The organism is Chlamydiota bacterium, from assembly GCA_012729785.1.
Taxonomy (GTDB): domain Bacteria; phylum Auribacterota; class Tritonobacteria; order UBA1439; family UBA1439; genus UBA1439.
The window spans coordinates 40,053-56,431 of the sequence record JAAYCL010000006.1 but is presented as its reverse complement, the minus strand read 5'-3'; the positions used below and the strand labels follow the sequence as shown (position 1 = coordinate 56,431).

The window sequence follows — 16,379 nt, the reverse complement described above, 5'->3', positions numbered from 1 at the left end:
TTACAACCTTCAGTAGATCATATTTGACTTCCGCCGTGTCGAATTGCGCCATGCTATACCACAGAATCGAATTGAGAAACGGACCGCCCGAATCTATTCTCACTCTTTGATTTTCTGAATCATAGGTAATGGACCCATCCGGAACCCAGATAGGATCCTCATCCCAGGGGTCCTCATCCCAGTCAGGGTCCTCATAAGGGTCATCCTCCTCCCAATGACCGCTTTCCGACAGGGTATAATTGCTGCTCAACGTATCAGTGGAGAAATCATCAAACCACGCAAACGTATCTTTTCTGGAAGAAAGCGTGCTCACCCCTTCATTCCCGTAATACAAATATATTGTCTTCTCTCCTCCTGCCGGAATGGCTGGAACCCTTATCCACACCACCGCTTGGGTTGAAGATGTCGAACTCTCCACCCAATAATTCAGGAGGGTCATTCCATCGTTATCCGTAAAGCGCAGGTCAGAAAAATCCGCTTTCATTTGCGGATCGTACGTTATCTCGACCCTGACTTGATAATCCGAAAGGAGGGAGATGTAGCCGCTGTTGTCTATCGTAATAGAACGGCGATACGACCAGTCAAGATCATACCAACCCGGAGCAGGGGTTGCTGTGCTACTCGGGGTCTCCGTCGCCGTTGGCGCTTCCGTCGGCGTCTCGGTTGGGGACGTGGTTTGCGTCGCTGTATTTGTCGGCGTGGGAGTACAGCTGGGTGTCGAGGTCGCGGTGCAAGTCGGCGTTCGCGTGGCTGTCTCGGTCGGAGTCGGGGTTATGGTGGGCGTGGGGGTTATGGTGGGCGTGGGGGTGATCGTAGGGGTTGCGGTGGGGGGCGGAATGGAAAGATAAAGCGGTTCCGCGATATCAGGATCATCGGATGTCAGTTGAATATTAAGAGAACCGTCCCCCCCATGGATATGTAGAAAATCTACATGCAGAATATCTCCGATATTCCAATTATTGGCGAAATTCCCGACGTTGACTTGCCAGTATCCTTCCTCGTAACTGCAGCCGTCATCATTCTGCGTCAGAATATCCGACGGCCTGGCAGTAATATATGCCGCGAAGGTAATGTCATTATCCGCAGGCACACTGCTATCGTGGTTGTAAAGCGGACCGATAGCGCTGTGGGGGAGACCGGCGTACGCCGATGGCATAGTGCATATAATGCCGCAAAGATACAGTCCCATCCGATACAATGCTTTGTTCATTTGATACCCCCGTTTTTCATTCTCGCGCTAATCCGTCGGTCTTTGCCTTCCTCCGCTATAACATTCCCTATTTCAATTCCTTCCCCAGATGCCGGTTATCGATACAAATCCCCCATTCGCGTACGAGGGCGGAATTTTCACTGTACATCGCAGATGGGCCTTACCTAGTGGCCCCTCCTTGCCGGATCGGCATGTCCAAATACCCTTCGTTGGTACTGTCGTCACAAGGATAGAAGGGGTCATACTAATACGGGGCGCAAGGCTCCTGCCATTTCCGCATGGGCACATTGCCCCATGAGCCGCTGAAATCGCTTGTCCAGCAGCATTCCTGAGTCATTGTTCTTCTCCAGAAACGTCCTCTATAATGAGGCTGCCATACCGTTACTCTATATCCTTGAAGAAAGCAGGTGTCTGACTTTCCGCTGTAATTAGACTGACATGGTCTACCGTCGAAATAGACGTTGACCGAGTTATATGTATCATCCTCCGTGGCGGACCAATATCGGGCAGCCGCATATCCTCCCATATCATCCTTCGACCCGCATATGGCCACCAGCTCTTCCTCGGTCGACATCCGCCATTCGTCCCTGCTCAGCCAATTCATGACGTTCGCCCAATCTATCGCGTCCTGCCACGCCTTGAGACCGAAATTGTCCGTCCCTTCATTGTTCGTCCATTTGGCGACCGCCATATCGTCTATCCGTACCACTTTGTCCTCCCCGCCCGGCCCGTATCGGATGTACCAGCCATCGGGCATGCTCGTCGGACCGGGTGTAACCGTCGACGTTTGCTACGGCGTTGGAGTAGCCGTGCATGCCGGAACGGGTGTTCCTCCCGTTCTTACGCCCCACATGCACGGGAGCGTGCAGAAGAATTTCTTCCCGGGCCTCACATCCATCGGATCCGTATCGCATGCCTCGAACAGCGTCTGCACCGCGTCGCCTACCTCTTTGGTCGTCTTCATCGTGGGGGCGGGACCTGAAACGGGCTCCTGGAAGTTTTCTTGCACGCTCAACGGCGCGCCGTTTATAAGATAATCGTAGAGGTTCTGGAGCGTATACATCCCGCTCCCCGCCGACGGCGCTCCCGGAGAATCGATGCTCCCCGCAACGGCCGTTCCGAACACGCTGGAACTGAATAGCGCACAGAATGTCAATACTCTAAAGCCTTTCATGTCATTCCTCCTCACCGCTCCCGGTCAAGAAACCTTGCACTCTCATACTCTGATCTCCGCTGCTTCTCCAAAGGCACCATGAATCGCGACATCCTGAATCGAGAATCAGTCCACGCTGCGCACGGCACGAACTTGAGCGCCAGCCGACTTGGAATTACAATATACGTTATATTCCGGAAAGTCAGGGTCCTCAGCTTCCTCTTCTGTAACACAGATCCCAAGCGGCCAATCAAAGCGCACGCAATAAATTGAGTCGGGACCGCATGAATCGGTTGTCATATAAGTATCGGGCGAGTAGGTAAATGAACCACTATAAACCGCTCCCATTATCTCGCACATCTCCGCATAACTCGGCAGTCTCCAGTCGCTCTTCCCGGCCCATTCCAATGCATTGCTCCAGGCCGTGGCACCGTCGAATGTCAAATATAAGCCCCCGTAACAGCCGACTCCTCTCGCATCACATGCGATATACATAGTGCCGATCTGTACTACATCGCCCGTGCCGCTCGGACCATACTGTTCATACCAGTTCATCGTCGGGGTCGGCGTCGGGGTTATGGTGGGAGTGGGGGTTACCGTATGCGTCGGCGTCACAGTTACCCATGTTCCCGTCTGCACCCCCCAGCTTCCCGCCGCCGCGCAAAAAAACTTCTTCCCCGATTTCACATCTGCCGCGGTGGCATCGCACTGATCCAGCAATGCCTTGATATCGTCCCCGATTTGCCTCATTGTTTTTGTCGAGGAGGCCGGGCCTGCCGTCGGATTCTGAAAGCTGCCGGTCACGGTAAGGGCCGTACCGTTCATAAGATACTCATAGAGGTTCTGGAGCGTATACATCCCGCTCCCCGCCGACGGCGCCCCCGGAGAATCGATGCTCCCCGCGGAAACAAGACCCGCCAACCATACCAAGCATGTTACACTAACAGTTGCCGCTGCTATTCTGTTCACTTTGCCCTCCCTCTATTTTGGATTGCTCCTTGCATATTTCGGGACCCGGCGAAACGAAACGGTGTAAGGAGCGCGTAAATGACCGATTGACGGGTAGTTTCCCCATCCTTCGAGACCGCCCTATCCTCCCCTCCCCGCGTAAAGCCGGGATGCATGGCAAAGATCATATCCGGCTCCAACCGCGGAAGAAGCATCAACGCGACAGTCGGGATACTCGCTTTAGACCCGAACGTATCGATGACCACCCAACCATATTCCAAGTCGTTCCCATCCGCTTTCGAACCTTCGGGGTATTCCCGACCGCAATCCTCGTTATAGCCGTCGGGAACCGACGCCGTTTCCGGCTGAAAATTGACTCGCACATCCAGTATGAAAGGACATTCGGTGGGTTCCGGGGGCATTGTCGGAGTTTCCGTCGGAGTATTTGTCGGAGAGGGGGTCACAGTCATCGTAGGAGTCATCGCAGACGTTGCCGTCGCCTCCGGAGTCTCTACCGGCGTAGGAGTGGTCTGCGAAGGCGCCAGGATGACGTCGGAAACAGGTTCCGGATCCTCCACCGTCAGCTTATGCGCGGTACTTCCATCTTCTCCTTGCGAACTCACAAATATAACATTCAATGCATCGCCCACTCCCCAATCAGTGCTGAAATTTCCGACATTGACCTGCCAACACCCGTTCGCGTAACCGCAGCCGGTGGTATCCTGCGTGACCGGGTCTTTGGGTCTCGATTCGATAAAAGCGGTAAAGGAGACAGAACTGTCGATGGGCACACTCCCGTCGGAATTAAAGACGCGGCCGCAAACGGTATGCGGCGTACCCGCGTAGAGAGAGGGCGCCATAAGCACAATCACGCATATCATGCTGTTCATCGCGCTTCTCAAGCTCTCTCCTCCCGCCCGCCCCGCCTCATCTCAGGAGAGCAGAGTCTTATTGCCTTTATGCCGCAGGCGCCGAATATTCAATGCGGCTCATTTCCTCTGGAGTACTATATCGCCGATCTGCTCCGGGTCCTGCGAGGTCAGTATATGCTCCACGACGCGGCTGGCGCCCGTGGCATTGTGTGTAAATTCTATTATCAGGACATCTCCGACCTTCCAGCGATTGGGAAAATTGCCAACCACCACTTGGAACCAACCGCTCTGATAGCCCGAGCCGGGGGATTTCTCCGTCAATATCTCGTCGGGCCGGCCCGCTATGTAGGCTTTCAAGCGTATGGTCCCGTCGGCGGGCATGGTCTTAACGGCGTCGAAGACCTTGCCGCACACCGTATGAGGGTTACCCGCCCAGACCGGCATAGATACCACCAGCATCATAAGCAAAGTCATCGCCATCAGCTTGTTCATCTTTCCCCCTCATTCCATCCGTCGCAGCATCCCTCTGATGGCACAGAGGAGCCTTGAAATCACGGCCAATATGCCTCGCCGTCCACGGAGACCAGGTATACCTCCCACGCCTTGAGCTTGAAGTTGTTGACCGGCAAGCCTTTGACATGTCCCTCGAACGCCTGCGTCTCAGCGTTCCACCGGTAGATGACCTTGCAATGGTCTATGTCTTGCGCCAGCTCCTCCGCCGTCTTGAGATGGAGCATGTCCGGCGGATAAACGATGGCGTTTAGATCCGTCTCGTCGGTGGTGATAAGATGGAAATACGGCAGGTACCCTCCGAGAACTCCGGACTGGGTCCATTCACATCCCGTTGTTACCGAAACGAAATACGGTTCGAATGCAGTAACCGCGAAGTTATTGACGGGCAATCCCTTTACATGGCCGTCGTAGCTTTGCGTCTCCGACACCCAGCGGTATACCACGGAGCAGTTGGGAATCCGGCGCGTTAGCTCCTCCGCCGTGGTCGTTCCGCCGGGTTGCACGATTGTCGACTCCATGAGAGTGATCGCATTCAGGCCCGTCCTGGCGGTTTTCATGAGATACGTAGTGTCCTTGATCACGTCATTGAGCCGGTATTCCTCGACTACCTGAGGATTCTCCGACGCCAATGTGTATTCCCATGATCCGCTCTGGCCGTTATATGGATTGAGCATATTGATGTGGAGAATTTCTCCGACGGCCCACCCTGAGACGAAGCTAGCCGCGTCTAATTGCCACCATCCATCCGCATACACGCTTCCCGTCGATCCCATCCTGACGATGTCCTTCGGCCTGCTTGTCACATGCGCCATGAAGAGGAGTTGTTCCGGCGAAGTCCCGTCCGCGTTGATAACCTTTCCTTTCACCACATGGGACACATGCCCAGGGGGGGCTTGCGTAGGCGTGATGGTGGGAATGGGGGGGGCCGTGGGTGGTATCACCTGCGTCGGCGTGCCGGTGGGAGAACTGGGGGATGGCGTGGGTGACGCCGTCGGCGCAACTGTCGGTGTCGAAGACGGTATCGCCGTCTCCGTCGGCGACGGCGTAGGCGTAAACGCCTCCCCTACGTGAAACGGGCCGTAGCTCGCCTTGTTGTTGTTCTCGAATTCCTCCGCAACGACGCCATCTCTGTCCACACGCACATTGAGATAACGCACGCCCCTGTCACTCTCGGTAAACACATAGGGCTTATGCTTGGTCGAGCTCGATCCCGACCACAACGATTCGACCGATACGTGTGCAATCTGCCGCGAATAATCGGCCGGGCTCGTTCCCAGGTAGTATGCCAGCGTGCTGCCTCCGGCATCTCCCTCACCCGTGTTGTATACGCTAACATACCACTCGACCGACTGTCCGGGATTGAATGGAGGCTGCGAGAATCCGTCATCCGGGGCAGGGCTATCCGCGATGAGATCCGGTTTGGCGCCGGAGATGATGCGAAGCGTAATGTTCTCAGCGTCCGGGTACGGACTCTCATCCGGATCGTTCGACGACACCAGCAGCCTGTCGGTATACGTTCCGCCCGAGAGTCCCTTGCGATCCACGCGAACGGTCACAAGAGATGCCCCCCCCGCGGGAACGGTGAAGGGGATCAATTCCGCCCTCTGAATCTTACACCACGCCGCGGAATTTTGGGCACTCAGCCCCTGTATTTCCAGCGGAGCATTTCCGTCGTTGTAGATGGTGAAGTTCTTGCCGCTCGACAATGTAATCGACGGGTCTCCGTACATATTGAACACGACGTGGTTCATCCAGTACTCGGCGCTCGACGACGATTCCCCTAGCTTCATGGCAAACAGCGCCTGCCCGATCCCCTGTCCGTCAAGCACCTTTCCCGTGAAACGATAGGCCATGCCGGAGTTAGAGCCGCTGAGATCCCACGCCCCCGGGTTATACCAGCTTACGCGCGTCGCCGATATGGTGTCTATCGCGCCATGCAAGAGGAGGCTGTAGCCGAGATTGTTCGTGGTCTCCGGCTGCCCGTTGAGGCAAGAATTCTGGAAGACCACGGACGGCCTGGTATCGTCCAGATCCGAGCAAACATAGGTCGAAAAGACGTCCGCCGCCGACGTGGCGGAGCCGTGTGTCCACCAGGTCACCATGCCGTAACCGTTCTGCCACTCGTCGAGAACACTTCCCTGATTACACGGCGTTCTTTCAGGCGGAGGATCTATGCCGTACTGCTGCTCGTAGATCCGTTCCGCCGCGAACCCGTTCGCCGTCGCGAAGTTGTTCCTGATCCCCTCCCCGAGCTGCCAGCCGGGCGTACTCGAATCCGACGGCTCCATCGGCAGCAAGATGTTCTGCCGCCATGATAGGTCTCCCGCAGCGGTTTCATAATCGATCGTTTTCTGGAGAATCGAGTCCAGGGGGGAGCAATTTCCGTTGTACACGGGGATACGTCCCACGTAAATCTCCGCTGCCTTGTCCGCCCCCCCCGAACCCGTATCGTCGCCGTACTCGCCGAAGAAGCCGTCTCCGTCCTTATCCCAATCGCCGCTTAACTCCGCGTAATAGAAATCCGTCGGGCCGTCCAGGTAAGAGGTTTCCCAGGTCGTGTTATGCCTAGGCCAGCACATCTTCATCGGAACGTCCGCGCTGTCAGTGCGCGGATCTCCGATGAGGAGCGCGTATTTGATACCCAGGGAAACATAGTTGTCCTTAAGCCACTTCCGGATCTTCTCCGAACGTCCGTTCGGCGCCTGGCCGGAGAGAGAGCCGTACGCGTCCTCCGTAATCACCGCAACAGTGAAGCCTAGCGTCCTTTTATGCGCCACAAAATCATTAAGCTTCGCGCTACCATTCTTGATGGCATTCGAGGTGATGATCACATAATTATATTTCTCGCCGCCGGCTTCGGAGAGAGTTCTCCTCGATGGCGTATACCACGACGCCGACTGCGCGTAGTTCTGGAACATCGAAGATGCCTCTCGGTCCATCGCCCGGTCCTCCAATCGTCTCGACAACGAGGAGATACTCGTTTTGAGGGGCGCTTTCCAGGAAACGGTGATGCGCATCCCTTTCGTAAAACTGAGGTTTTCACGCACAGGGTTATATCGGAACGGCCGGTAATCGACCTCGATGTATTTCCATTGGCGCATCTCGCCGGTCGAGGAAATCTCGATGTTCGATGCGGGATAGTTCGCGTCGGTCTCGTATACGTTCAGGTTTCTCCCGTTCACCACGCGTTTCCCCTCACCCCACATGTATACGACAGCCGTACCGTCCCACGTCGCGATCGGCGGCGCAGGCTCAATTTCGCATGCGCTGCTGCTTGCGACCGGGCTGATGCTCTCCTCTATTACGCTCAACCTCACCGTCGAAATATCCACATTCGGCGGGACGAGCAGGCGATAGATTTTATGAGGGAGCATCGGATCGCCCGGCGAGGCCATCGGATCGTATCCGTCCATCTCGATCCTACACGTATTGCCGGCGCTTGTGCTCATCGTATAAGAACCGGAGGTTAGCACGCACTCGTACCTCGGCTCGTCCTCAAGACCGGCCGAGATTTCAATGCCTGCGGCCTTTGAGCCCTGCAGGTCGTTTGTTTTCGAATTGCGCGCAACCGGTTTTTCAGGATATTCAAAATCGAGAGACATCGGCTCGATGCGCACGTCCGGATAGCTTCCGGGCGGAGTCGCCGTCTGCGCCGGAGGAAGCGTCGGCGTGGCGGTGGGCGCGGAAGGAGGCGTGGCGGTTGCAGTCGGGGTCGCAACGGCGGCAATGCTCAGCGTCCGGTCGAGGGAGTCATAGCGGCGCCACCAGCTCCAACCGGATTGGTACCCCTCGCTGTCGAATATCTGCGCCGTAACTTTATACGTACCGGGTTGGTCAAACACGTAATCGTCCCACAACAGATGTCTCACTTCCCCAGCGGCAAATGACCAGGTATCCACATACGCGTATCGTGACGAACCATCGGGCTTTTGCACTATGATCCGCGCGTCGAATGTCGCCGCGCCGTTCTCCGGCCCGCCAAGGTCCGAGAGGTTTTTGAAGCTCGCGTATATCTCGCCGGTGTCGCCCGCCTTGATCTCCAACGGGTTGGCCCATATCTGCTGCGCTTCCGCGTCATAGGAAGAAAACCAGCTCAGATAGACGGTGAACGACTGAGATGCCGTTCCTCCATGACCGTCCAGCACCTTGACCGCAACCAGGTTATCTCCTGCGGTATTGGACTGGGTAGGGGTCCACGTAATGAAACCCCGGGCATCCATCGCCATCCCCTCCGGCGCGGCCAGAAGAACGTATTGAAGTGGATTACCGTCCGGATCGGTTGCCTGCACCTGATATGAATATTCTTTCCCTACCTCAGCAACGCCTGGCGGGATGGAAACAACCTCCGGCGCGATGTTGACCATATAGTCGTTATAGACATCCAGGTGGTACTCCTGCCTCGCCTCATACCCGAGGGCATCCTCGGCTCTTACGCTCACCTTCACCCGCCCCACATCCGTCAATCCCGGAATCCATTGGATAAGTCCGTTGCCGTCGACTGTCATCCCCGCCGGGGCATCTTCCAGTATATAGGTGAGGGTATCGCCTTCGTCTTTATCGCTGCACGTCACCTGATAGCGGTATGCGGTCCCCTGGCGCACCCTTGTCACCGGCTGTGAAACGATCTCCGGCGAATAATTGCTCGTCTCCATATTAATCGTTACAAGGTGGGCCTCCGACGGCATGCTTTCATTCCCGTCCTTATCCACAGCCTTTACGCGCACCTTGTAGGTGCGGCCGTTGTCGAGCTGGTCAAGCGTGTAGCTCGTGGCAAGCCCCACGGCAAGCCTGTGATCGAAAGAGAGCTCCGTCGGCGTATCCGTCCATTCGATGACATAGGCAAGGAGATCCTCCTCCTCGTTCGCGGACCAACTGACGAGAACGGAACCGCTGGCCGATTGCACGGATACGTTTCTCGGCGTCTGCGGCGAATCAGGATTCTCAACCGTCACCCAGCCCGGCATATAGGAGCCGCGCGGCATACTCCTTCCATCGTCTACCATGGCATAAATGAAATACCGACCGGACGGAACGCTCGAGTCAATCACCCAATCGTAATACCCTTGTGCGGCGAAATCGCCGGAAGCAATACGCGTTCCGTCATATCCGCTGTCATTTACGTCGTAATAGAGACTTATCGTCTCCCCTCCGGAGAGGTTTTCTGCGTCCCACGCAAGCCGAATGCTGTCCCCGCTCGTCTTGACTCCCTGCACTGATTGCGCGTTCGGGGCCGCCATCTCCACCGTCGGCGGCTCGTCTACCGCAATTAGCTCCACGGTCAGATCCCCGATAGCACGGTTCGTCAGCCGGTACTGCCATGCCCCTTGTTCGGGCTCTTTGACGACGTACCACGCTTCATGGTGCGCCGCGTCTTTCAGATAATTGGCGTAGGGGGAGCTTCTCGGCGCCGCGGCCGGAGAAATGATCTCGCCCGTGGGCCTGATCAAGCTGACATCGGTATCCGTGTTCGGACTCCATGCAAACCTGAATATGGCCCTCTCGAGACCGTCGGGGACATCGATCGAATAATACGGAGACGCAGCCATCTGTTCGGGCGTCGTGAGTCCCTCGATCGCGGCCGACGCGATTACCGTCACGCCAAGATCTTCGAGATTGCTCCCGAATTGAATGCCACCGTCATAGTTGAACTTGGCGGAGAGACTCAACAGGGCTGAGATCCAGCCCTCCCCCGCGAGATAGTTGTTCGTGAGCACCGTTTCAAATCCGCCGAGTTGAGCCCCTCCGATCACGGGCACCACCTCGGGTACCTCAATAGTCCCGCAACCATGCCCGCTCACGTTCTTCTTGGGATCAACGTTGAACGTCCCTGTCTCCTTCAGGATATCGATGATGTCTACGTATGCCTCCGCATGGAAGCCTCGGCTCTTGCTCATGCCCGCAGCAGCGCACGCCACATCGAACCCGGAGAAATTGTAGCTCCAATCCCATAGGAGGAACGATATCTTCCCCTGCATCGTTCCCTCCGAGGGCTTGAAGAGCGTCAGGGCGCCGGAGAGTTGCACATAATCGCTCGTGTCAATGGTAAGCGCGATCGGATCTGCGCCAAGAAGCACCACCGATTCGCCCGTAAGCGGAACCGACCAGGTCGGGCCGATGCTTAGCCCGGCCTCCGCGACGATTACCACGGGCGGAGGCCCCGCCTCAAGTCCCGCCACGTCCAGGCTGATGCGCTGGAGAAAGATCACCGCATAAATAGGCACGTTCAATTCCTGCACCTCGGCATGGATCCAATAGAGCTCGTGCCTATCGAAACTCACCCCCGCCCGAATATCCGGGAATGAAGGGATGCTCAATCTCCCCATGCCGGTGAACCGTCCGCGTACGTTATCAAATTCCAACTCTTCGATCGTCAGTGTGAATCTGGTGCCCGGAACATTAAACCTAATGTCCCGGATCGCCCCTTCGATATCCACCTTGCCGTCCGTGATTCTCAACAGCCCAAGATCCAGAGTCCCTCCACCCATATCCTGCGGAAGCTCGATGCTCGTGTCCTTGAAGACTATGGACACCGGCTCCGTGCTTAACGCAAGGCTCCCAACGTGCAACACGATCCCTGCATATTCCAGATCCGGGATATTAGTAATCTCTCCTTCCGCGAGGCGGAACCCCGAGGCGGATATCTCCAATCCCCGGATCGCAACGGTTACGCGCCCTGTGCACTTCACGCGATAATCGGCCTCCGGGATAGAGTCGAATTCATAATCTCCGTTCTCCCCCACCACGCAGACGTCTATCTCACGCGCATCTCCGATCGAATCGCCGTCTTCATCATTCATCGGCACCCGGCTCAGATATGCCACCAGGCTGCCCCTGTACTGGATGTCGCTTTCGACGAGCCCCTCGATGTTCCTAACTTCTCCCGTTCTTTGAAAAACGCCATCGCTGCATTCTATGTCTTCTTCCGATGAAGATTCTGTCCCCGAGACAGCCGAAAAATCGAACGCAGTGCAGGAACTGTTTAGCGGCGAGTAGCTCCTCGCCGCGGGGCTGAAATCTATTCCGCCAGGAGAAAACGCCTCCGGAAACACTATCGTACCGTTCTGAAGGGTAATCTTGTCCGATGTTATGGAGAGGGAGTTAATCTCCATATCGATTCCCCCGACGCTTATTTTCCCAGTCATGCTCATTCCGCCGCTCTTTGTCACGAGCAGCCGCCCAACCTCGACGAAACCATCCCGACCGGGGAACTTTAGATCGGCCGAAAGTTCTACCCCGTCGTTCAAGAATATAAACGAGTTGATATACGCGTCCAATCCCGCAACCTTGAGATACTTGAGCGCTCCATTCAATGATCTCTTCGCCAGACCGTTCCCATCCACTACATAGCTGAATGATCCCTCATACATCGTAAGGTCGTGAACCGTCCCGAGACCGGGGATCGGGATGTCGTTGACGTACAGCCGTCCGTTTCCGGAGATCTCGTATACGGCGGTCGAGTTTTTCGCGATCTCGATATTCCCCGTCGAATACAAGATGTGGTTGAGGTTCACATTTCCACTTGCCGTTTTTGGCCAACCGCTTCCGCCGTAAATATAGTCGGCGTAAATCTTAAACGGCCCCACATCGAGCGATTGCTGTCCCCCGGGAGGCGTCGGAGTCGGGCTAGCGGGTGTCGCTGTAGGAGTGCCCGATTGTGTATAATCCAGCACAATAAACGTGGTGCGGCCCGCGACGACTTCGGTGTTGATCACCCTGGGATCCGATCCGTCCCGCCTTGTTACCTCTATGGCATAGTCCCTTTCGGGGAGATACGGCCATGGCCGATACCAGATATGGCTGTCGTTTTCTGTCAGGAACGGCCCCGTGAAATCTCCTACCTCGCGCACGTTGATCGGGATCGGTTCGGAGGACCCGTCAACGGCTCCGAGAACAATCATCCCCTTATTGTAGGAGGGGACGGGATCATTCTGCGTCGGACACCGCCCGGCAAGCCAATCTTTGATAGCCAACCATGAGAGATGGGAGGCTGAATCGATTCTCGCGATACCCCTGGCGGAATGATCGAATATCGATGTCGTCATATGCTCATAATCGACGTAGATGCACGGCACATCGTATCTCCAGTCATAATTTGCGGTTTGAATCCATACAACCCCATCGTTTCCGCTGTGATGGTCGCGTATGATGCCGTCGTATATGCCGGCAATCACAAGATCCTCAGAGGGTTCGGGCTGATCCTTCATGTTCACCAGCCAGGTAAGGTAGCTCGCCCATTTCAACTGGTCGTGAAGCGTATCGTCCGCATCGCTTTCCAGCTTCCAGATATCGATACCCAGCTCAAGCAATCTATTGGAGCCGAAGTTCGGCGTGCCGAGCATGATAAATTTCCGGATCTGGTCCCTTCTCGCCTTCAGAACGCTTTCCGTGCGATTCTGCTCGCTCAAATCAAGGCCAGCCCTGTACGATCGAGTCACCAATCCTCCCATACTATGGGCGATGATATCGACCTTTGGATACGCCGCCAAAAAATCTCGCAACTCTGCGGCGCAATCTTGAATCGTCTTTGTGCCCTTCCCCGGCCTGTCGGGGGTATTGGTGCACGAATACTCGAAAGAGTACACCGTATATCCTTCTCCCTCGATCAGTTCCTTCAGGGCGCCGAAATTCGCCGCCTGTCCGTTTATGCCGTGCACAAGAACAACCGGAAGCTTGGCCGGCGGAGTCGGCGTAGGGGTACCAGGAATGGTGGAGAATGTCTTGGAGAGGGAATCGAGGCGGTTCGCCGCCGCCCAATTCGCCTGAAAGCCCCCGATATCGTAGATCTCAGCCGTAACGGTGTAGGTCCCCTCCTCATCGAAATGATTTCTCGGTTTGAGAACGTTTTGCGCCTGATTCGCGGTGAAAGACCAATTATCGACATACCCCGACGAAGACTGCCCTGACGGTTTGCGCACCACGATCCGAACGTCGAACGTCGCCGCGCCGCTGTAGGGACCGTCGATGCGGGAGATATTATGGAAGCGGGCATATACATCGGCCGTTCCACCCTTCGCAACGGAGGTCGGACTCAGCCATATATCCTCCGTCTTCGCGTTGAAAAGTTTGCCCGGCGGAGTCGGGGTGGGCGTGGGAAGACCGCTTACTGAGAACTCTTCTGTGCGGAAAGCCAGCTTGTGAGAGGCCGCCCAATTCGATTGCATCCCATTCTGGTCGTACAGTTCGGCCGTAACCGTATAGCGGCCTTCCACGTCGAAAAGAAAGTAGCTCCGCATCGCGTTCTGCACCTGCCCCTGACCGAATTCCCAATCGTCCACGGAGCCGAAGGTCGTGTTCCCCGAAGGTTTTTGCACGATGAGCCGGGCATCGAACGTCGCAGAGCCATTGGATAGATTCTTGAACCTTGCGTGAATATCTCCCCTCTGTCCCGCTTTGATATCGGCGGGATCGAGCCATACATCCTCCACCTGTCCGTCCAAGGAAGGAGCGCCGATAAGGAACGATTCCGTGCGCGTGCCGAAGCGATGCGAGCTCGCCCACCCCGCTTGCATTCCCTGACTATCGTAGATCTCGGCTTTGATCTCATAGGTTCCCGTCTGATCAAAAGTATAGCCGTCCCAATAAAGGTTCTTGACCTGATCCTTATCGAACGCCCAATTATCTATATACGAGTAGCGGCTTGTGCTGTCGGGTTTGTAGACAATGATCCGCGCGTCGAACGTCGCGGATGAAGAAGATTCGTTTGTATATTGGGCGAATACCCTACCCGACTGTCCCTTCACCAGATTCGAAGGATCGAGCCAAATATCGCGCACTTCGGCGGTGTACGTTGCGGCCGCAACCGTAAAATAGTCGACAAGGCTACCGTATCTACGCGAACTCGGCCATCCATTCTCCCGCCCCTGCCCGTCGTAAATTTCCGCCGTCACCGTGTATTGGCCTGACTGGTCGAAAGCGTAGCCGTCCCAATACATGTTTCGGATCTGCCCCTGATCGAAGGCCCAGTTGTCCAAATACGCGTAGGATGAAGCCCCATCCGGCTTCCTGACGATGATCCGCGCATCGAGCGTCGCACCGACGTTTGAGAGGTTCTTATATTGCGCATAGACGCGGCCCGAGTCCCCCGCATGGAGGGATGCGGCATCCGGATCGAACCAGATATCGCGCACCTCGGCATTGTATTGCGGGATGACCTGAATTGTGAACGAATCCGTATAGAGGTAGGTTCCGTCTATATATACCTTGACCGTCCACGTCCCCCCGTAATTCTCCGGTGAGTGTCCTGCAATGTATAACATGCAATTCGCCATTGCACTTTCGTGATATCTTCCCGGCGGAGCCGGCCACTGTCCCGTCGTGGTGGTATAGAGGGAGCTGTTCGGATAATACCATTCCCATGTTATCGTCGCCCCGGCGGTTAAATCATTCACCCTCACCCAGTTGTATGCGCCGGCGTCCGTACTCTGGAAAGAGGTAGTCTTTCCGCTCCCATCGCCCGAGGTGCACATCGCGTGGTCCGTGAGCCAATACCGGATCGTAAAATGCTTTGTACCGCTGCCCCCTCCGCTTCCGGTCACTCTCCATCGACCGGGGGTCGTCGCTCCGTTCAACCACCATATGTTCCGGTAATAGAGCCAATAATAGCCCGGCCCATAGATATCACTGGCGCTCGGTATATAGGAGCTTCCGTCGCATGAAAAGGAACCGTCCGGCTGATACCAGGTTACGGTATTGGTAAATCCACCGTCGATATTCGTCCATTCCTGGCCGAAGTAAGGTTTCTCGCCGGGACAAATAACGTCCGTCTCTCCGGTAATGCTCCACTGGCTGTCGTATCCGGTTCCCAGTCTGCAGCTATACCCTTGCGAGCGGGTTTGCCCCACATCTCCCCTGTCGTTCTCCCCGGCAGAGGAGGAGTTGACAGCCAAGGCTTCCACTTCCGAATAGGCTTCCAGGCTCGGCTCTCCATTGATCTCCACTTCGCTGCGCCCCATGCTGACCTCACCCTCGTCGCCGGAGAGCGAAAACTGTTCGTGCTGTTGAGTCCCCTCAAGACCCGGTATAAACGTGCTCCACTCGCCGCTGATGAGTGGCGAAGCGTCGATAAGCGCGAGATCGCGCTCCTGGGCGGCATCCGCCGGAAAGGGGGGACTGTCATCAGAATGTGCGAGACCACATAAGGAGCTGAAACAAACTGCTGCGGCCGCAAAAATCGCGTAGCCAAACCGGATCACCTGCCCCCCCCTTTCAACACCCTCGCTCATGCCAACGAGACCCGCGGCTGACGTATCTACGCCGACTTTACACAGACACTGATCCATCTTGCCCAAAGGCTCTATGCGGACGAGGAATTCGGCGTGGAGCTGGATGAGACGGTGTATGCCCTCAACTCCACCACGATCGACCTCTGCCTCTCCCTCTTCCGTTGGGCTCGTTGCAGGCGGCGCAAGGGGACCGTGAAGCTCCATATGCTGCTCGACCTGCGAGGCCCGATACCCTCGTTTATCCGCGTCGTTGCAGATACTTGTGCAACATGATCACGAATCCGCAGAGGTCGTTGTCAATAATCAGTTGATGCTGTTGTAGCTATATTGGGACAGTACTGATCGTATATAAAGCCATTCATTTGTTTTATTCGCTATATACCCCGAACCCATACCTCAAGCAACTATTTGTTATTAATTTATCCCCGAATAAATTCTTGCGACATTATGGACGATCTTCG

6 protein-coding genes are annotated in these 16,379 nt (G+C 55.9%); all 6 read right to left on the bottom strand.

All coding sequences use genetic code 11. The annotated features are described in order from the left end of the window. On the bottom strand, positions 1-1,210 hold a 1,210-nt coding region (locus GXY35_01390), incomplete at its 3' end, for a DUF2341 domain-containing protein (protein ID NLW93253.1). A 790-nt stretch (positions 1,211-2,000) separates the two neighbouring features. Next, complete coding sequence (locus GXY35_01385) at positions 2,001-2,384, bottom strand: hypothetical protein (protein ID NLW93252.1); 384 nt, start codon at positions 2,382-2,384, stop codon at positions 2,001-2,003. A gap of 105 nt (positions 2,385-2,489) precedes the next feature. After that, entirely contained in the window at positions 2,490-3,221 is a 732-nt protein-coding gene (locus GXY35_01380) for a DUF1566 domain-containing protein (GenBank protein ID NLW93251.1), read from the bottom strand. Between the two features lie 107 nt (positions 3,222-3,328). Next, the gene (locus tag GXY35_01375) at positions 3,329-4,201 is read right to left on the bottom strand and encodes a hypothetical protein (GenBank protein ID NLW93250.1); all 873 of its coding nucleotides are present in this window, start codon (positions 4,199-4,201) and stop codon (positions 3,329-3,331) included. 99 nt (positions 4,202-4,300) lie between these two features. Beyond that, positions 4,301-4,675, bottom strand: a complete 375-nt coding sequence (locus GXY35_01370; protein NLW93249.1) for a hypothetical protein — start codon at positions 4,673-4,675, stop codon at positions 4,301-4,303. A gap of 59 nt (positions 4,676-4,734) precedes the next feature. Then, positions 4,735-16,122: a hypothetical protein gene (locus tag GXY35_01365; protein NLW93248.1), complete on the bottom strand. Its 11,388-nt coding sequence runs from the start codon at positions 16,120-16,122 to the stop codon at positions 4,735-4,737. Between the last annotated feature and the right edge of the window lie 257 nt (positions 16,123-16,379).